The organism is Streptomyces sp. NPDC020983 (assembly GCF_044333485.1).
Lineage (GTDB): Bacteria > Actinomycetota > Actinomycetes > Streptomycetales > Streptomycetaceae > Actinacidiphila.
Genome location: NZ_JBIRRA010000006.1, coordinates 433,527 through 451,560 on the forward strand (window position 1 = coordinate 433,527; position 18,034 = coordinate 451,560).

The window sequence follows — 18,034 nt, forward strand, 5'->3', positions numbered from 1 at the left end:
GCGCGGGCGCTCCGCGGCAGGTGCGCGGAGCGGCCGCGTATGTAGCGCGGCGGGTGGTGCGGCTACCAGCCGGTGCCGACGGCGGTGCGGGACGCGCCGCTGAAGGCGGGGCCCGGGTAGCGGTAGAGGACGCCGCTGACCATGTCCACCGCCAGCAGGTCGGGCGTGGTGGTGCCGGTGACGTTGCCCGGGCCGGCGAGTTCGGCCATGACGTCCCAGCCGGTGCCGACCTGCTGCCTGTCGGGGCCCTGGAAGTCCGGCCCCTCGTAGCGGTAGAGCCTGCCGCGGCCGTCCACGGCGAGGATGTCGGTGACGCCGTCGCCGTTCTGGTCGCCGACCGCGGCGATGTCGGTCATCGCGTCCCAGCCGGTGCCGATCTGCACCCGGGTGTCACCGCTGAAATCCGGACCCGAGTAGCGGTAGAGCTCCCCCGTCGATTCCTTGACGGCGAGCAGGTCAGGGAAGCCGTCGCCGGTCAGGTCGCCCACGCCGGTGACATCGGCCATCGACGTCCAGCCGGTGCCGATCTCGACGCGGGTGTCGCCGCGGTAGTCGGGCCCGGCGTAGCGGAACAGCTTCCCGTCGGACCTGGTGGCGACGATGTCGGTGACGCCGTCGCCGTTCTGGTCGCCGACCGCGGTGATGCCGGTCATCGAGCCCCAGCCGGTGCCGATCTGCACCCGGGTGTCACCGCTGAAGTCCGGACCCGAGTAGCGGTAGAGGACGCCGGTGGAGCGTTTGACGGCGAGCAGGTCGGGCTTGTTGTCGCCGTTCTGGTCGCCCACACCCGTCAGGTTCGCCATCCGCGGCAGCGGGTACGGGTCGGCGGTGTCCGTGGACAGGCCGGTGCCCGGGCTGCACGTCCACGCGCTCGCGCCCTGGTCGGCGAGGATCTTCTCGGCGATGAGGATCTGCTGCTTCTTGGTTGCCTGGTAGGCGTGCGGAGCGTAGGCGGTGCCGCCATAGTGCTGCCAGTTGTCGTTGCTGATCTGGAGGCCGCCGGTGTACTGGGTGCCGGTGTTGATGCTCCAGTTGCCGCTGCTCTCGCAGGCGGCGACCTTGTCCCAGGTGCTGACCGAGGCGGCCGACGCGGGAGTGGCGGCGGCCGCCGCGCCCAGGGCGAGGACCGCGGCGGCGGCCGACGAGCGTATGGCGGTTCGAAAACGGCGCACGTGTGTCACGGGGCTCTTCCGGGTGGGGAGTGGGGAGTCGGAGGGGTGGTGCCCCGCCGCGCGGGGCGGGCAGGCCCGGGGGTGGCCGCTGCCCCGCGCGGCGGAGTCGATGGCCGGGCTCTACCAGCCCGTGCCGATCTGGGTGCGGGTGTCCCCGCTGAAGTCCGGGCCCGAGTAGCGGTAGAGCTCGGAGGTGGAGAGCTTGACGGCGAGCAGGTCGGGGATGCCGTCCTTGTTGAGGTCGCCCGGGCCCACCAGGTTGTTCATGGAGTCCCAGCCGTCGCCGATCTCGACCCTGCTGGGGCCGGAGAAGGCGGGGCCGTAGTAGCGGTAGAAGGTTCCGTCGCCCTTGGCGGCGACGATGTCGGTGACCCCGTCGCCGTTCAGGTCACCGACCGCCGTGACGGTGTCGAAGGTGTTCCAGCCGGTGCCGATCTGCACCCGGGTCGCACCGCTGTAGCCGGGACCCGCGTAGCGGTAGAGGGCCCCGCTGGACTTCTCGACCGCGATGAGGTCCGGGACGCCGTCCCCGGTCAGGTCGCCCACGCCGGCGAGGTCGGTCATCGACGCCCAGCCGGTGCCGATCTGGGTGCGGGCCGCACCGCTGTAGTCGGGGCCGTAGTAGCGGTAGAAGGTCCCGTCGCCCTTGGCCGCGACGATGTCCGTGACCCCGTCACCGTTCAGGTCACCGACGGCGGTGACCGAGTCGAAGGTGTTCCAGCCGGTGCCGATCTCCACCCGGGTCGCACCGCTGTAGCCGGGACCCGCGTAGCGGTACAGCTTCCCGTCGGAGACCTTGGTGGCGATGATGTCCGGGATCCCGTCCCCGGTCTGGTCACCCACCGCGGCGAGGTTCGTCATGCCGGGGTCGATGTCGTCGACCACGGATTTGTTGCGTACCGGGTGGAAGGTGCCGTGGCCCGAGAAGTACGGGTACGGAATCTTCCGGTGGTGGACACCGCTTCCGCTGAATTCGTAGCCCCAGTATTCCGACTTGGAGGAATCGGTCCACTTCTCGAACAGGGCGATGTGGCCGTCCAGACCAGCCGCGGGGTTGTTGAGAGCGTCGCCCGCCCTGAGTTCGCTCTTGCCGATGTCCTCCGTGACGCCCTCGGGACCGAAGGTGTTGGTCACCAGCGATGTGCTGAGCTTCCAGGCCATCGAGGCGTAGCCCGAGCAGTCCTTGCGGTAGCCCTGGTAGGACGAGTAATTGTCGTAGTCCAGCCCCAGGCCGACCCAGCTCGCCGCCCGTTTGATGACCTCGGTCCTGGTGATCGCGGGTGCGAGCACCGCCGCCGACGCGGACGTGCCGTCCCCCGCCGCGGTCTCCGGCCCCTGCCCCGCGCTCCCGTACGCACCCGCCGCCGCGGCCGCCGACCCGCTCCCGGCGGCCCCCGCGCTCGCCGGCAGCCCGACCCCGACGCACAGTGCCGCTCCGAGCACCGCCAGGGTGACGCGACTCCTCCGCAGGCGAAGTTGCACCTTTTCCTCCACAAGAGACTGACCGACCGGCCCGTGGCGTCATGGCGAAGCGCCGGAAAAGGGCGCACCGATTCCACACACAGGAAATGCCGGATCACATGACTGCCGTACGCCGCAGCCGGCGGCCGATCACCAGGGAATTGGCGCGGCGCACGTACCGTGGCACGGGCCGTCACCGGCGGACAATTGCCGATTCCCGACTCTGCCCGCATTGTCCCGGAAGATCGCACCGAAGATGATCCGTGGATATCGAAAGGCACCGCCGACGGCTACAACTTCCGATACGCGGGCGTTCCCCCGCGGGAGCGGCCGGGGAGCGGGCGGCAAAAAAAGCCCGCCCGCTCTCCGGGAGGAGGGCGGGCGGGAAGGAGGGGGTGGGTCAGGAGGCCTGGCCCGGGAGGACGCGCATGCCCGGGACCGTGAGGTCGCCGCCGAACTGGCCGGCCTGGACGACCGTGACGTCGGTGAAGAAGAGGACCGGGAGGCTCAGCGGCGGGGGTGCCTTCGGGGTGAAGGTGATGGGGACGACGCCGAGGAGGTTGCCGCTCAGGGATTCGGTGTACATCGTCACCGTGCCGTTGCGGATGGTCGACGTGGAGCCCTTGGACGCCGTCACATGGGTCTTCGTGCCCCTGGGACCGTTGACGATCTGGTGCAGGTCGCCGATGTCGATGCCGGTCGCGGTGAACTTCAGGACGTCCTTGACCGTGCCGCTGTAGGTCTTGACCTGCACGATGCCGTCGTACTTCAGGCCGTAGAGGGTCAGCAGCGAACTCTTGAGGGTCCAGGGGTCGTCCGGGAGGAGGGGTATGCCCTGCTCGGTCTGGGCGTCCGCGAGGGCCTTGGCGTCGTAGGTGGGGCACGGGAAGGGCTGCGGGTCGCCTGCGGAGGCCGCGGAACCGTCGCCGGTCAGCGACCCGGCCGTCTTCGACGCCCCGTCCGTGGCGCCCTTCACGGTGTCCTTGACCGTGTCCTTGGTCTTCTGGAGCGCGCCGTCCGCGGTCGTCGTGACGCCCTTGACGGTGTCCTGGACGGTCGACTTGGCGTCCGTGTCCCCGGAGGTGTCCTTGGGGGCCTCCTGCGTCGCCTTCGCAGACGCCGTGGGGCTCGCCGAGGGCTGCGCCGGGGTCGTGGTCGGGTTCACCGTGGGCTTCGTGCCGTCGCCGACGCCCAGCAGGCCGCCGAGCAGGTCGCCCAGGCCCAGCGGATCCAGCGGGTTGACGGACGTGGTCGGGCTCGGGCTCGCACTGGGCTCGGTGGCCGGCGCGGACTGCGCGGACGTGTCGGGCTTCGCGGGTGTGGCGGACGGCGAGGTCTGCGGGTCGGGCGCGGAATCGTTCCCGCCCGCCGTGGCGCTCGGGCTCGTCGCCGGCTCGGGCGTCGCCTTGCCGTCCGTCTTCGCCGCGTCCGAGGAGTCCGAGGAGTCCGAGGAGTCCTTCTTCGCCGTCTTCGCCGTTCCGGACGGCGAGGGCGCCGGGGTCTCGGACTGCGTCACGCACGGGCCCGGCTTGAACGGGCTCTTGGGCTCGTCGGCCTGCGCCAGGTGCGGGGTCAGGCCCATACCCATGAGCACCGCGGTCGGCATGGCGGCGAGCGCCACGGCCTTGCCGGCGGGCATGTGCAGCTTCGTCAGCAGGGACCTGCGCGGGGCCGCGTGCCGCGGCCCTGACGCGGTCCGCTCACGGCTCGCGCTCTCGGCCGGCTGAGCTTCGTCACCCAGCACGGTGCCTCCCGTTCTGCTCGGTGGTCTCTTCGTCCGCCGCCGTTCCGGCGTGCACCGGCTCGGGCTTGGCGAACGGGTCGGCGGGGAAGCCGCGGCCGGCGGCGGGGTCCGCCGCGTCGTCGACCGGCTCCGGGCCGTCGCCGGGCAGCTCCGCCTGCGGTCCCGGGTCGTCGGGCACCGCGGTACCGGGCGCCCAGGCGATGGACAGCGCGCCGCCGACGATGGCGAACAGGAAGCCGACGAGGGCGCCGAGGTTGGTCATCGGGATGGACACCAGGCCGAGCAGGATGCTCGCCACACCGGCGAAGACCCGCACCGCGGCCTGGAACCACATCGTCAGGCCCAGCGTGACGAGCAGCACGCCGATGATCAGCGCGCTGGCACCCGCCGTGGTGCCGACCCGGACGCCCAGCTGGCCGAAGGTCATGTTGTGGTACGGGACGTACCCGATGGGTACGCCGCCGATGATGGTGATCAGGCCCGCCCAGAACGGCCGCTCCCACCGCCAGTGCCGGAAGGCGATGCGGCCGCGGGTGTAGACGTCGGGGAACCCTTGCGACTCGGCACTCATGGAAACAGCTCCCTGGAACTGGCGTTGCGTGAAGAAGGGGGTGCCGTGGGCGAGCCGTGCGGGGCACGGCCCGCCCAGAGCGAGTCAGACCGTGCTCAGTAGCACTGGCTCTCGGAGCCCATGTGGAGCCGGAGGCTCAGGCCCGCGAGGCGGAAGGTGCCCGCGCTGGTCGCCCACGCCGTCTGCTTGACGTTGGTCAGGTCGGCGGACTCGGCGGTCTGCGCGAACGAGTTCCCGTCGGCGCCGTCACCGGCCTTGATACCGGGGCCGGGCTGGTCCGACGCACCCGCCGCGACACCGATGTTGATGTTGTGGAAGACCGCGTCGGCGTCGAGCTGGTCGAGGTCGATGTAGAGGTTGTGCGCCTTGACCTTCTTGCCGTCGTTGCCGGCCTTCAGGACGAGCGTCACGTTCCCGATCGGCGTCGGGATGACGACCGACTGGCACAGACCGGTGATGGTGGCGTCGGTGAACGCCGACACGGCCACCGGCACGTACTTGGTGCCGTTGACTCCCTTGCCGTCCTGCTTGACGTCGAGCGCGCCGTACTGCTCGAAGCCCTCACCGTGCAGCGTGTCCGCCGTGACCTTGAACTGCTGGCCGGACACGCTGAACGACGCCGCGAGCGCGCCCTGCGCGATCGCCACACCTATCGCGGCCGTGGCGGCCACGCTCGGCACCATGACGACGGCGAACCGCCGCCATCTGGTACCGCCCCGAACGTGCGATTCCATGTTTCCTCCTTCTCGGACGTACATCTCCGGACCGGACCCGGGGTCCGTGCCTGGGATGGGAGAAGTGCTACGTCCTCGGGAAGGAGAGCGCCGCGCCGGGCGTGGCCGTCCTGTCTCCCGGGGCGAGTCCTGCGGGTGTGCCCCTGCGGGACTGCCCGGGGAGTCCGGACGGCGGTGTCCGGTACGTCGGCGATCACCCCCGAGCGACAACCACTGGCCACGCTCTCGCGCAACCTGCTGGACAGGCTCCGTCCGGTTCCATCACGGCGGACGAAGACCCCCCTGTCCTGAAAGGCGCGGCTGCCGCCGCGCTCTTCCGCTCGGCGGGGACCCGTGGACCCGGGCACCGGCTGGCTGCCGGGCGCTGGCTACGGACCGAGCTTGGCCGATCGTTGTCCATTCCCGGCCGCCGCACAAGGGGCTCATTACCAGCGAGTAACGGATAGGTGCCGTGAGCCGCGCAGCCGTTCGGGCCGCGCTGACATGGAGTAACCGAAAACCGGGGGTGAAAATCCGGCAAATACGAAGATAAACCACCAAGTCGGGATGGCATTGTCACCCCGGGTGACGGCGGCCGCATACTGTCACGGTTTGATAAAGAGCGGCCGCCGGATCACTCGTCCGCTGAGTACCGCGGCCCCGCCAGGAGGCCGCGGTACGCGGAGAGGCGGTCGGTCAGAACAGCACCCTGGCCAGCGCGGTCCGCGCGCTCACCACCCGCGGGTCGTCGGGGCCGACGACCTCGAAGAGCTCCAGCAGCCGCAGCCGCACGGTGTCGCGGTCGTCGCCGGCGGTGCGGCGCACGGTGTCGACCAGCCGCCCGAAGGCGTCCTCGACATGGCCGCCCACCAGGTCCAGATCGGCCGCGGTGAGCTGGGCCTGCACGTCCCCCGGGGCGTCGGCGGCGGCCTGCCGCGCGGCACCCGCGTCCACGCCCTGGACCCGGGAGAGCAGTTCGGCCTGTGCGAGACCGAGCTTGGCCTCGGCGTTGGCGGGCTCGTCGGCGAGCACGTTGCGGTACGCCTGCACCGCGCCGCTCAGGTCACCGGCGTCCAGCGCGTCGTGCGCGGCGCTCAGCGCCAGCTCCTGCGGGGTGGCCGGCCGCGGCGGCTGGGCGGCGGGCTCCGGCGCGGCGCCGGGGTCGACCTCCTCGCCGACGATGCCGAAGCGCTGTTCGGCGACCGCGACGAGCTGGTCGAGCACCTCGGTGATCTGGTCCTCCGGCGCCAGGCCCTGGAAGAGCGGCATCGCCTGCCCGGCGATCACCGCGAAGACGGCGGGCACACCCTGGACCTGGAACTGCTGGAAGAGCAGCTGGTTGGCGTAGACCTCGGCGGTGGCCAGCACGAACCGGCCGCGGTACTCGGCGGCCAGCCGCTCCAGCACCGCGTTGAGCTGCTTGCTCTGCTCGGCCTGCTCGGCCCAGAAGCTGATGACGATCGGGACCTCGGTGGAGCGCTGCAGGACGTCGCTCTCGAAGGTCGCCTCGCTCACCTCGATGACGAGCGGTGAAGCGGGGGCGGACGCACCGCCGGCGCCGGCCTCCTGCCGCTGCGCCCGGGCCTGCTCCGCCTTCGCCTTGGCCTCACCGGCCGCCTTCACCGCGGCGAGGTCGACCACCCCGCTCATGGACATGTTCCGTGGCTGCATGAGGCAATCCTCCCCCCTCGCGGACCCCAGTGTGCACAGTCCCGGGATCAGGCCGGGCCTCCCGCTGGTTCGCGGGGCCCCGACCACCCGGTCGTGTGGTGCCGCACCGCCCCCGCGGTACGGACAGGTGGCACGGATCCCCATCCGTACCGGCGTGGTTGTCGCCGCTGTTCGATCCTTGTTTCGCTACGAGCTGTAGCGTAACTGCACCCGCGCGCCCCGCGCGGCGGCGCGCCCTGTGAATCAGCTCACTCGTCACACTACCTACCGGCGGGTATGGTCCGCGTATGCCTCCCACCGCCTCCGGTCCGCCACCGGCCAGACGGACCGGGCGGCCGCGGAGTGCCGGGCTCGACCGGGCGATCCTCGCGGCCACCCGCGCCGCGCTGGCCGAGGTCGGCTGGAGCCGGCTGACGCTGGGGGACGTCGCGGCGCGCGCCGGGGTGGCCAGGACGACCGTCTACCGGCGCTGGCCGGGCAAGAACGAACTGGCCGTGGACGCCGTCGCGGCGCTCTTCGAGGAGCAGCTCGACCTCCCCGACTGCGGGAGCCTGGAGGCCGACATCCGCGGGGTGGTGCTGCGCTTCGCCGAGCTGCTGGACCGCCCGGAGACCAGGACGGCGCTGATGGCGGTGATCGGCGAGGCGGCCTACGACGACGCGCTGCGGCTGCGCATCCGCGCGGCGATCGTGGACCGGCAGAAGCACCTGGTGGTGCTGGGCCGCAAGCGCGCCCAGGCGCGCGGTGAGATCCCGGCGGACAACGGCGCCACGGCGCCCTGGCGGGACAACCTGGTCTTCGACGTCGTCGCCGGCGCGGTCGTGCACCGCGTGATGGTCTCCTCCGAACCGGCCGACGAGGAGTGGGCGCGTCGCCTCGCCGGTCTCCTCGTCGTCGGGCTCGCGGGGCTGCACACGGCCCAGGACCTCGACTGAGAGGTCCCGCGCCGCCCGTACGGCGTGCGCCCCTGCCCGTGCCGTGCTCCCCCGTCGCCGTGCGACGGTGCCCCCCCGGGCCCTCCCCCGGGCCCCCGGCCGCTCCGAGCCCGCGGCTCAGGAGCGGCTGCGCGCCGGGGCGTTCTCTCCCCCGGCCATGCCGGCGGCGAAGTGGTCGAACTCCCCCGCCATGACGCCTTTCACGAAGGCCTCCCATTTCGCGGTGGTGGTCACCGCCACCACGTCCGGCTGTTCCGTCTCCCTTATGTAGACCATCCCGTCGTCACCGACGGTCGCTTCGAGGGCCACACACGTCCTTTCCTGGAGGGCGGTCGGGTCGTTGACGAATTTACCGACCGCCGCCAATGTCCAGGTCAGCGCCTTGGGGGGCGGACAGAGGGACGCACGGGGCGCTCAGAAGCGGGCGGGTTCCACGTATGTGCCCCATTCCGCGCGCAGGACGTCGCAGATCTCGCCGAGCGTCGCCTCGGCCCGTACCGCCTCCAGCATCGGTGCGATCATGTTGCCGCCGGAGCGCGCGGCGGCCAGCATCGCGTCCAGCCCGCGGCGCACCGCGGCCTCGTCACGTGCCGCGCGGCGGTCGGCGAGCAGCCGCACCTGGTCGCGTTCGACCTCGTGGCCGACCCGCAGGATCTCCAGGTCACCGGTGACGGAGCCGGTGTGGCAGTTGACGCCCACGACCCGCTTGTCGCCCTTCTCCAGCGCGCTCTGGTAGCGGAAGGCGGATTCGGCGATCTCGCCGGTGAAGTAGCCGTCCTCGATGCCGCGCAGGATGCCGGACGTCATCGGCCCGATGGGGTGCTCGCCGCTCGGCACGGCCCGCTCGCCCAGCTCCCGGATGCGGTCGAAGACGGCCTCCGCGTCCCGCTCGATGCGGTCGGTGAGCGCCTCGACGTACCAGGAGCCGCCGAGCGGGTCGGCGACGTTGGCCACGCCCGTCTCCTCCATCAGCACCTGCTGGGTGCGCAGGGCGATCTCGGCGGCGCGCTCGCTGGGCAGCGCGAGCGTCTCGTCCAGGGCGTTGGTGTGCAGGGAGTTGGTGCCGCCGAGCACCGCGGCGAGCGCCTCCACGGCGGTGCGTACGACGTTGTTGTACGGCTGCTGGGCGGTGAGCGAGACCCCGGCGGTCTGGGTGTGGAAGCGCAGCCACTGCGCCTTCTCCGACCGGGCCCCGTACACGTCCCGCATCCAGCGGGCCCAGATGCGGCGGGCGGCGCGGAATTTGGCGATCTCCTCGAAGAAGTCGAGGTGCGCGTCGAAGAAGAAGGACAGGCCCGGCGCGAAGGTGTCGACGTCCAGACCGCGGCTGAGGCCCAGTTCGACGTAGCCGAAGCCGTCGGCGAGGGTGTAGGCCAGCTCCTGCGCGGCCGTCGCGCCCGCCTCGCGGATGTGGTAGCCGGACACCGACAGCGGCTTGTACGCCGGGATGGCCGTCGCGCAGTGCTCCATCAGGTCGCCGATGAGGCGCAGATGCGGCTCGGGGGCGAACAGCCACTCCTTCTGCGCGATGTACTCCTTGAAGATGTCGGTCTGGAGCGTGCCGTTGAGCACCCCCGGATCGACGCCCTGCCGCTCGGCCGCGACCAGGTACATGCAGAAGACCGGGACGGCGGGCCCGGAGATCGTCATGGAGGTGGTGATGTCGCCGAGGGGGATGTCGCGGAAGAGCACCTCCATGTCCGCCGCCGAGTCGATCGCGACACCGCAGTGGCCCACCTCGCCGAGCGAGCGCGCGTCGTCGGAGTCGCGGCCCATGAGAGTCGGCATGTCGAAGGCGACGGAGAGGCCGCCGCCGCCGTTGGCCAGGATCTGGCGGTAGCGCTGGTTGGTCTGCTCGGCGTTGCCGAACCCGGCGAACTGCCGGATCGTCCACGTCCGGCCGCGGTATCCGGTGGCGTACAGCCCGCGGGTGAAGGGGTACTCCCCCGGCCAGCCGATGCGCTCGAAGCCCGGCACGTCGGCGCCGGGCGGCGGCCCGTACACCGGCTCCACCGGGTCACCGGAGAGCGTCGTGAAGTCGGCGTCGCGGCGCCGGCTGGAGTCGTAGCGTGCCTGCCAGCGATTGCGGCCTGTCTCGATCTCCGAAGCGTCCATACCCCGAATTTACTAGGACGTCCTAGTAAATGTCGATGACCCACGGCTCACCAACCGGGTGAGCCGCGGTGCCCCGGGTCCGCATCAGGCCCGGACCGGCTCCGGCTCGTCCGCCTGCGCGGCGGTGACGAGCGGGGCCAGCTCGCGCGAGACGCGGCGCTCGACGAAGAACGCGGCCGTCGGCACGGTCCCGGCCAGCAGCACCCAGGCCATGCGGCCGAGCGGCCACTTCGCCTTGGAGCACAGGTCGAAGGCGAAGATCAGATAAACGACGTAGAGCCAGCCGTGGGCGAAGCCGATCACGGTGGTGGCGGTGCCCGCGCCGCTGATGTCGAGCCCGTACTTGCCGATGACGGCGAGCGTGAGGGCGATCAGCAGGACGCCGGTCACGTAGGCCATCACCCGGTAGCGGGTCAGCACGCTGTGTTTCATGCCCATGAGCGTAACCCGGGGACCGCCGGCCCCCGATTTCACCCCCGCCGCTGCGGAAGCCCGGGCAAGCCCCGCCCCGCCGCTGCGGAAGCCCGGGCGTCAGCCCACACCCCGCACCGGTCGGGCCTCCTGCTCACTTCCTCCGCGGCCACCCACCACGCACGACAAGCCCCGCCCCGCCGCTGCGGAAGCCCGGGCGTCAGCCCTCCTCGAAATCCCCCGCGTGGATCCGCAGGGGCCTGAGCAGCGCGAAGATCTCGGCGCATTCCTCCGCGTCGTAGACGCCGAGGCCGAAGTCCATCGCCATCAGGTCGCGGCTCGCCAGTTCGACGATCTCGCGGCCCTTGTCGGTGATCGACGCCAGGGTGCCGCGGCCGTCGTTGGGGTTGGGGCGCTTGTCGACCAGGCCGGAGGCCACCAGGCGGTCGACGGTGTTGGTCACCGATGTGGGGTGCACCATCAGACGCTCGCCGATCTTGGACATCGGCAGCTCACCCGCCTTGGAGAAGGTGAGCAGCACCAGTGCCTCGTACCGCGCGAAGGTCAGTCCGTAGGGCTTGACGACGGCGTCGACCTGGCCCAGCAGGATCTGCTGGGCGCGCATGATCGAGGTGATCGCGCTCATCGACGGGACCCCGCCCCAGCGCTGGGTCCAGTGCTCGTCGGCGCGTGCGATGGGGTCGAAGGGCAGGCTCAGGGGCTTTGACACGCGCCTGAGCCTACCCGCCGGTCACATCGTGGTCACGGCCGTCTCGGCCAGCGGGCACCGCGGGGGCGCCCGCCGGTCGCCCGGCCGTGTCAGGCCAGCGCACTGAGGGCGTGCCACTGGTCCGCGGAGAGGTTCCACTCGCCGTATCCGTTGCCCTTGTCGACGACGGCGCGGGTGGAGCCGGTGGACACGACGACGTCGCCGCGGACGGCCCTGTCGAAGAACCACTTGGCGTCGGTGTCGCTCAGCCCGATGCAGCCGTGGCTCTTGTTCTGCCTGCCCATGTAGCGGTCGTTCCAGGGCGCGGCGTGGACGAAGGTGCCGGAGGTGGTGATGCGGACGGCGTTGTGCACGTCCTCGTCGTAGAAGTCGGCGGAGTCCTTGCTGGTGGCGATGTCGACCGAGGACGAGGTCATGCGGACGGTGGACTGCTTGGCCATCACGACCATGGTGCCGTTCCAGGTGGGGAAGGCCGAGCTGCCGCCGGAGATCTTGACGTTCCTGACCGTGCGGCCGTTCTCGGTGACGCGCATCGTGTGCCTGGCCAGGTCGGCGTAGGAGACGCGGGCGGTGCCGATGCTGAAGGTGTCGTGGATGTCGCGGCGCAGGAAGCGGCCGCCGCCGGTGTCGATGCCGCTGAGCAGGGCGGTCAGGGTGACCTTGGTGCCGGAGGGCCAGTACGCGTCCGGCCGCCAGTCGACGCGCTGGACGCCGGTGAGCGGGTCGGTGAGCCAGCCCCAGCTGCCCTTGACGGCGGGAGTGGTGGTCAGGCTCAGCGACCGCTCGACGGCGGCCTTGTCCGCCACCGGCTTGTCGAAGGCGAGCGAGACCGGCAGGCCGACACCGACCACGGCGTTGTTCAGCGGGGTCACGGTCACGCCGTTGACCTTGCCGGCGGCGGTGGTGCGGAAGCCGCTCGTGGTGGTGGCCTGCTTGCCCGAGGTGTCGGTGGCGGTGACCGTGACGGTGTACGCCGTGCCGGGCGTCATGGTGCGGTCGGACGTCCAGGTGCGGCGGTCCGCGGCGAGCCTGCCCGTCACCTCCACGGGGTCGACCCCGTCCGAGGACCTGCCCTTGGGGGTGACGGTGACCTTGCCGAGGGTGCCGGACTCGGCGGTGACCGAGACGCGGGTGCCGGGGGCGACGCTGCGGCCCGCGGCCGGGGAGACGGTGACCTTCCCGGCGGCGGAGGAGGAGGACGGGCCGGAGCCGGGGGCGGCCTTGCCGGACGTGGTGTCGTCGCCGTCGCACGCGGTGGCGCCGAGCACCAGGGCGAGCAGCAGCGCGGGGGCGGCGAGGGCGCGGGAGCGTCGGGAGCCGGGTATGCCGAAGGTGCGGAACACGGTGATCGGTCCTTGTCAGCAGTCGGTCAGCAGTCGTCGGTCGAGGAGTACGCGCCCGCGCCGGCGGTGGAACCGCCGTTGCCGGAGGCGTGGGCGCCGCCGGTGGACCCGCCGGCGCCGGGGCTCGTCGTGGAGCGGCCGTGCGGGGAGGTGGACATCGCCAGGTCGTCGAGCGAGTCCGCCAGGCAGCCGGAGGGACGCGGCCCGTCCGGCTCGTCGCCGGGCTGCCACCACAGCGGGCTGTGGGGGCTGTCCACCACCAGTACGGCGACGTATTGCCCCTCGTGCTGGATCCACACCGTCACACCGGCGAGCTTCTTGGACGAGCCCATGGCGCGGTGCGCCACGAGCCGCCCCCAGACGCTGTCCCCGACCTCGGCGACGTCCATCCCGCACTTGGCGCCGATCCGCTGCCGCAGCTCCTCCGCCGCCGCGGAGGCCGCGGAATCGTCGGGGTAGGCCGCGAGCTGCTCGTACGCGGTGGCCTTGACGGCTTCGGCCACGTACGTGCGGCCGCTCCGGGCGGTGACGCCTTCCGGCGGGGGGAAGCCGCAGGCGGAGGGCAGCTTGTCGTCCGGCGCGGTGCCCATGACCGTCCAGCGCCACTTCGGCGCGAAGGGCAGCGAACTGGCCGGGAGCAGCCGCTCGGTGAGCGCCTCGCCGGAGGCGGGGCCGGGGGTCGCGGTGCCGGACGCGGCGGGCGGGGCGGTGCGCGTGCCGTCCGCCTGCCCCAGCCGTGGCAGGAGCTGCCAGCCGGTGAAGCCGAGGGCGAGCGCCGCGGCGGTGCCGGCGGCGGCCGCGCGGCGCCGGGCACGGCGCTTCTCGCCGCGGACGCGGGCGGCCTGGGGGCCGGCGAGCACGACCAGCTGCTCGGCGTCGTGCGCCAGGTCGCGCAGGCGGGCGTCGAATTCGTCAGCCATGGAGGGGCACCTCTCGGATGGGTTGCCGGTCGCGGCGGGCACGGTCGGGGTCCGCGGGCTCGGGTTCTTCCCTGAGCTGGGCGCCGAGTGCCCTGCGGCCGCGGCTCAGCCGGGTCCGCACCGCGGCGGAGGTCACCCCCGTCTCCCGCGCGATCTCGTCGACCGGCAGGTCCAGCAGATGGTGCATCACGACGGCGGTGCGCTGGTCGTCGCCCAGCGTGCGCAGGGCGTCCACCAGGGCCACCCGGTCGGGGGCCAGGGCGGGCGCGTCCGCGGGCGGGCCGTGCCGGAAGTGGGCGCGCATGCGGTTGCGCGCCTTGCGCCAGGTGCTCACCGCCAGGCGCAGCGCGACGGTCCTGACCCAGGGGGTCGGATCGCCCTCGGCGGTCAGCGCGGCCCAGCGGGTCCACGCTCGCGCGTAGGCCTCCTGGACGGCGTCCTCCGCCTCGCCGAGGTCGCCGGTCACGGCGAACACGACGGCGACCATCCGTTTCGCCGTCGCGGCGTAGAAGTCATCGAAGTCCGCGGTGCGCTCCGCGGGTTGTGCGGTCATCTTTCGTGGCCCTCCCGCATCTTTCACGCGCGAGGGCGCCTTGAGGTGACACAGGGATTTTCCGCCGCCGGGCCGCGCGCCGCGGGTGCCCCGGCGGGCACGGCGCCCGGCGGGGCGCGAAGCTCAGCGCGGGCGCGTCGCCCGGAGGTGGGCGGCCACGGGGGCGAGGGCGGCGTGGTAGGCCGCGAGACCGCCCCGCGGGATGAGGCCGATGAAGTGCTCGCGCACGGACGCGACGTGCCGCGGCGCGACATGCCGCATCGTGTCCCAGCCTTGCTCCGTGAGCACGGCGTAGAGTCCCCGGCGGTCCGACTCGCAGTTCTCCCGCCGGACGTATCCGGCGGCCTCCATGCGCGTGATCTGGTGCGAGAGCCTGCTCTTGCTCTGGAGCGTGGACTTCGCGAGGTCGCTCATCCGCATGCGGTGGTCCTCGGCCTCGGAGAGGTTGACGAGGATCTCGTAGTCGTTGTTGGTCAGGCCGAAGGGCTGCAGGTCGCGCTCCAGCTGGTACATGAGCAGCCGGCTGACATCGAGGTGGATGCGCCAGGCGCGCTGCTCCTCCTCGCTGAGCCAGGTCGTGGCGCTGTCCGCGGTCTCCGTCGTCATGGGCGAATTCTACCGTCCGTTGAAATTCGTACGTTCACCCGGGTAGCGGGTCCGTCACGGTGTGCAGCGGCTGCCGTCAGCTCCGGGGGCGGGCGGCACCGGGGACTCCGGGGCCGGCGCTCGCGGGGACGCCGCCGGTGTCCGTGCCGGGCAGGAGCTCCTCCGTGGACTGGAGCAGCACCTGGCCCGCGCCGCTGAACTCGAACTGGTGCTCCTCGCCGGAGGCGCCGCCGAGACCGGTGAGCGCCCGGACACCGCCCAGGACGCCGCGCATGTAGGCGTGGTCGTAGTGGTGGCAGGGACTCGGGCAGTCGGCCCAGCCGACGAGGGCCTGCGGGTCGACGCGGACGGGCGGTTCGACGAAGTGCACCGCGCCGTTGGACGCGGCGACGAAGGTGCCGGTGCCCAGCAGCGTCAGGAAGCCCGGGATGATCGACTGCTTGAGCGTCAGCCCGGGCTGGAAGGCGAGCAGGTTGCCGGAGCGGATGGTGAGGTTGCCGTTGTCGAGGTCGTAGGAGTTGATGTCGTACGCCCGGTCGGCGAGCAGCATCTTGCCGCGGCCCTGGGCGACGACCCACGCCGTGGCGTGCAGCGGGGAGTGGAAGCTGGCGGCGACGAGCCGGTCGAGGGGGCCGTGGCCGATGGCGTGGAAGTCGATCTGCCCGTAGTAGGCGATCATCTTCCCCTTCTGCAGGAACCACTGGCCGTCGAGCTCGACGCTGAAGGCGTACGGGTTGACGTTGTCGTTGCTCGGCAGCGTGAAGGCGTCGTGGATCACCGGGCCCGCGGGGCCGGTGGCGGGGTGGGTCACAGCTTCTCCTCCGAGGCCTGGACGTAGACGGTGCCCTGGCCGCTCAGTTCGAGCTGGAAGGCCTCGCCCGAACCGCGGCCCACCATCTCGCGCCAGCCGATCGCGGTGACGAGCCTGTTGCGCAGCTCGCCGCGGTGCGCGACGTACGCCTGCGGGTCGACGTGGACGGGGCGGCCGGGGGTGACGTGCAGCTCGAAGACGCCGCCGTGCGCCATGAAGGCGACCGAGCCCTTGCCCTGGAGCGTGGTCGTGAACAGCCCCTGGCCGGTGGCCTGGCCCCGTACCACGCCCATCACGCTGCCCTGCGACCCCATGAACATGGTGCCCTGGGCGAGGGAGCCGTCGAAGGCGAGCAGCCGGTCGGCCTCGACGTAGAGGGTCTCGCCGGTGAGGTCGACGCAGTGGACGTGGTGGCCGCCGTGGCCGAAGAGCACGGTGCCGTCGCCCTCCACCGTCATGAGCGGGGTGGCCTCGTTCGCGAGGCGGCGGCCGATCATGCCCGTCAGCCCGCCCTGCCCGCCGGTGATGCTGGGGGTGAAGGTGACGGCGCCGCGGTAGGCGAGCATCGCGCCGCGCTGGCTGAACATGCGCCGGCCGGGCACGATGCGCGTCTCGACCAGCTTGGAGTTGATCCGGGTGAAGGGCATCAGATCTGTCCCCCGAAGGCCTCGCGCTCGCTGGGCTGGACGTACACCAGGCCGTCGCCCTCGAAGTGGATGCGGAAGCTCTCCCCCGAGCCCTCGCCGACGAGGGTGCGCAGGCCCACGTAACTGCGCAGCTGCTGGCGCAGGTTCCCGGTGTGGGCGACGTACGCCTGGGGGTCGACGACCAGCGGGGTGCCGGGGGTGACGCGCAGCACGATCGCCGGGCCGTCGGACATGATCGCGGCCTGCCCGCTGCCCTCGACGGTGGTGGTGAACAGGCCGTTGCCCTGCGAGGCGCCGCGCAGCCCGGTGAAGGTGGTGCCGGTGCGCAGCGACGGCTCGGTGACCAGCAGGTTGCTCGCCTCGACGTGCAGCTTCTCACCGGTGAGCCGGACGAGGTTGATCTCGGTGGCCCGGTCGGCGAAGTACACCGTGCCCTGGCCCCTGACCTCCATGACGGCCATCGCCTCACCCGTGACGCGCCGGGTGACCAGGCCCCGCAGGCCCTCGCCGCCACCGGTCATCTTCTTGAAGGTGACCTCACCCTCGTAGGCGACCATCGCGCCCTTCTTGGCCTTGACCGCGTCGCCGGCCAGGTCGACGGCCAGCACGCGGGTGCCCTGGAGCCGGAAGACCGCCACCGCGGCTCAGCCGGCCTCGGTGGCCGTACGCGGGCGTACGGGCAGCGGTTCGAGCTCCTCGCCGACGGCGCCGGCCGCCTCCTTGACCTCCAGCAGCGAGGCGCTGCGGCGCGCGGCCTCGAAGGCCTTGTGGCCGCCGCGCAGGCCGAACAGCCGCTTGCCGAGCAGGATGTAGAGGACGGCGAGGACGTTGAGCGCCAGGGTGCCGATCTTGAAGTAGCTGACCTTCTCCGTCAGCTCGTAGACCTCCAGCGGCAGGAAGGCGGCGGTCGCGACGACCGTCAGGTACTCCGCCCAGCGCTTGGCCCACCACAGGCCGAAGCCCTCGACGATCTCGATGAGCGCGTAGCCGAGCAGCGCGGCGGCGACGATCCGCAGCGTCGACCTCTTGTAGTCGAAGAACTTGCGGATGGAGTCGACGACCGGCGAGTGGTCGAGGTCGTAGTGGAAGTGGTCGGCGGCGGGCTTGAAGGCCGTCAGGTCGTCCTCGAAGAGCTTGCGCACCGCGTCCTGGGAGTTGCTGAACTTCCACACCGCCCATGCGGCCACGACGATCAGCAGGCCGCGCAGGATCCGCTCGACGGCGAGGAAGCGCAGGATGAACAGGTCGCGCAGCGCCCGGCCGCGCGGTACCAGCGGAGCCAGCTCGGCGGGACCGGAGCCGTGCGGCTCACCCAGCACGAAGTCCCCGCAGCGCAGGCAGCGCCACACCTCGCCGACCGCGGTGGCGGCGTGCAGGCGTCCGCGGAGCCGCAGCTCGTCGGGGGCGTAGGTGATGTGGCCCTTGCGCGCGCAGTGCCGGCGGTCCCAGTCGATGCTCATCGTCCCTCGGTCCCCGTTGGGTGTTCGGTGTCGTGCACTCATCACGAACGCTGTCGTGGACAGGGACGCTACCGCCCGCCGCCCGGTTTCCTACCCCAGGGGCAGGTCACCGATACGGGGGGCGATAATGGGGAGGTCTTGTGAATGCGATCACAAGATCGGCCCGCGTCC

Annotated in this window: 19 protein-coding genes; 1 reads left to right on the forward strand and 18 read right to left on the reverse strand. The window is 71.8% G+C overall.

The window, feature by feature from the left end; genetic code table 11:
* Positions 1 to 62: 62 nt before the first annotated feature.
* The 6 genes from ACH4SE_RS16155 to ACH4SE_RS16180 form a co-directional block, all read right to left on the reverse strand.
* The gene (locus ACH4SE_RS16155; protein ID WP_398544005.1) at positions 63 to 1,172 is read right to left on the reverse strand and encodes a transglycosylase family protein; all 1,110 of its coding nucleotides are present in this window, start codon (positions 1,170 to 1,172) and stop codon (positions 63 to 65) included.
* Between the two features lie 120 nt (positions 1,173 to 1,292).
* Positions 1,293 to 2,654 carry an FG-GAP repeat domain-containing protein gene (locus tag ACH4SE_RS16160; protein WP_398544006.1) on the reverse strand — a complete coding sequence of 454 codons (1,362 nt, stop codon included), beginning with the start codon at positions 2,652 to 2,654 and terminating at the stop codon, positions 1,293 to 1,295.
* 379 nt (positions 2,655 to 3,033) lie between these two features.
* Positions 3,034 to 4,377, reverse strand: a complete 1,344-nt coding sequence (locus ACH4SE_RS16165) for a hypothetical protein (protein ID WP_398544007.1) — start codon at positions 4,375 to 4,377, stop codon at positions 3,034 to 3,036.
* The gene (locus tag ACH4SE_RS16170) at positions 4,367 to 4,948 is read right to left on the reverse strand and encodes a DUF6114 domain-containing protein (protein WP_398544008.1); all 582 of its coding nucleotides are present in this window, start codon (positions 4,946 to 4,948) and stop codon (positions 4,367 to 4,369) included. The genes ACH4SE_RS16165 and ACH4SE_RS16170 overlap by 11 nt, the downstream gene beginning before the upstream one ends.
* Positions 4,949 to 5,043: 95 nt before the next feature.
* Positions 5,044 to 5,682 carry a DUF6230 family protein gene (locus ACH4SE_RS16175; protein WP_398544009.1) on the reverse strand — a complete coding sequence of 213 codons (639 nt, stop codon included), beginning with the start codon at positions 5,680 to 5,682 and terminating at the stop codon, positions 5,044 to 5,046.
* A 675-nt stretch (positions 5,683 to 6,357) separates the two neighbouring features.
* The gene (locus tag ACH4SE_RS16180) at positions 6,358 to 7,332 is read right to left on the reverse strand and encodes a tetratricopeptide repeat protein (protein ID WP_398544010.1); all 975 of its coding nucleotides are present in this window, start codon (positions 7,330 to 7,332) and stop codon (positions 6,358 to 6,360) included.
* Positions 7,333 to 7,619: 287 nt separating this feature from the next.
* Here ACH4SE_RS16180 and ACH4SE_RS16185 point away from each other — a divergent pair, with 287 nt between their 5' ends.
* A complete protein-coding gene (locus tag ACH4SE_RS16185) occupies positions 7,620 to 8,267 on the forward strand; it encodes a TetR/AcrR family transcriptional regulator (RefSeq protein WP_398544011.1) in 648 nt (215 codons plus the stop codon).
* 117 nt (positions 8,268 to 8,384) lie between these two features.
* Here the strand turns inward: ACH4SE_RS16185 and ACH4SE_RS16190 are convergent, their stop codons facing one another.
* From ACH4SE_RS16190 to ACH4SE_RS16245, 12 genes are all read right to left on the reverse strand, one after another.
* Complete coding sequence (locus ACH4SE_RS16190; protein ID WP_398544012.1) at positions 8,385 to 8,576, reverse strand: hypothetical protein; 192 nt, start codon at positions 8,574 to 8,576, stop codon at positions 8,385 to 8,387.
* A 105-nt stretch (positions 8,577 to 8,681) separates the two neighbouring features.
* Positions 8,682 to 10,382, reverse strand: coding sequence for a methylmalonyl-CoA mutase (locus tag ACH4SE_RS16195; RefSeq protein WP_398544013.1), 1,701 nt, complete (start codon positions 10,380 to 10,382; stop codon positions 8,682 to 8,684).
* A gap of 84 nt (positions 10,383 to 10,466) precedes the next feature.
* Positions 10,467 to 10,814, reverse strand: a complete 348-nt coding sequence (locus ACH4SE_RS16200) for a DUF3817 domain-containing protein (RefSeq protein ID WP_398544014.1) — start codon at positions 10,812 to 10,814, stop codon at positions 10,467 to 10,469.
* Between the two features lie 199 nt (positions 10,815 to 11,013).
* Positions 11,014 to 11,523 (reverse strand): MarR family winged helix-turn-helix transcriptional regulator, encoded by a 510-nt coding sequence (locus ACH4SE_RS16205; protein ID WP_398544015.1) that lies wholly within the window; start codon positions 11,521 to 11,523, stop codon positions 11,014 to 11,016.
* A gap of 89 nt (positions 11,524 to 11,612) precedes the next feature.
* On the reverse strand, positions 11,613 to 12,866 hold the full coding sequence (locus ACH4SE_RS16210; protein WP_398544016.1) for an Ig-like domain-containing protein: 1,254 nt from the start codon (positions 12,864 to 12,866) through the stop codon (positions 11,613 to 11,615).
* Positions 12,867 to 12,892: 26 nt separating this feature from the next.
* Positions 12,893 to 13,786 (reverse strand): hypothetical protein, encoded by an 894-nt coding sequence (locus tag ACH4SE_RS16215; protein ID WP_398544017.1) that lies wholly within the window; start codon positions 13,784 to 13,786, stop codon positions 12,893 to 12,895.
* Complete coding sequence (locus ACH4SE_RS16220; protein ID WP_398544018.1) at positions 13,779 to 14,339, reverse strand: SigE family RNA polymerase sigma factor; 561 nt, start codon at positions 14,337 to 14,339, stop codon at positions 13,779 to 13,781. The genes ACH4SE_RS16215 and ACH4SE_RS16220 overlap by 8 nt, the downstream gene beginning before the upstream one ends.
* 123 nt (positions 14,340 to 14,462) lie before the next feature.
* Positions 14,463 to 14,945: a MarR family winged helix-turn-helix transcriptional regulator gene (locus tag ACH4SE_RS16225; protein ID WP_398544019.1), complete on the reverse strand. Its 483-nt coding sequence runs from the start codon at positions 14,943 to 14,945 to the stop codon at positions 14,463 to 14,465.
* A gap of 76 nt (positions 14,946 to 15,021) precedes the next feature.
* A complete protein-coding gene (locus tag ACH4SE_RS16230) occupies positions 15,022 to 15,756 on the reverse strand; it encodes an AIM24 family protein (protein ID WP_398544020.1) in 735 nt (244 codons plus the stop codon).
* Complete coding sequence (locus ACH4SE_RS16235; RefSeq protein WP_398544021.1) at positions 15,753 to 16,403, reverse strand: AIM24 family protein; 651 nt, start codon at positions 16,401 to 16,403, stop codon at positions 15,753 to 15,755. The genes ACH4SE_RS16230 and ACH4SE_RS16235 overlap by 4 nt, the downstream gene beginning before the upstream one ends.
* Positions 16,403 to 17,041, reverse strand: coding sequence for an AIM24 family protein (locus ACH4SE_RS16240; RefSeq protein ID WP_398544022.1), 639 nt, complete (start codon positions 17,039 to 17,041; stop codon positions 16,403 to 16,405). The genes ACH4SE_RS16235 and ACH4SE_RS16240 overlap by 1 nt, the downstream gene beginning before the upstream one ends.
* 6 nt (positions 17,042 to 17,047) lie before the next feature.
* On the reverse strand, positions 17,048 to 17,863 hold the full coding sequence (locus tag ACH4SE_RS16245) for a DUF2127 domain-containing protein (RefSeq protein ID WP_398544023.1): 816 nt from the start codon (positions 17,861 to 17,863) through the stop codon (positions 17,048 to 17,050).
* Positions 17,864 to 18,034 lie beyond the last annotated feature (171 nt).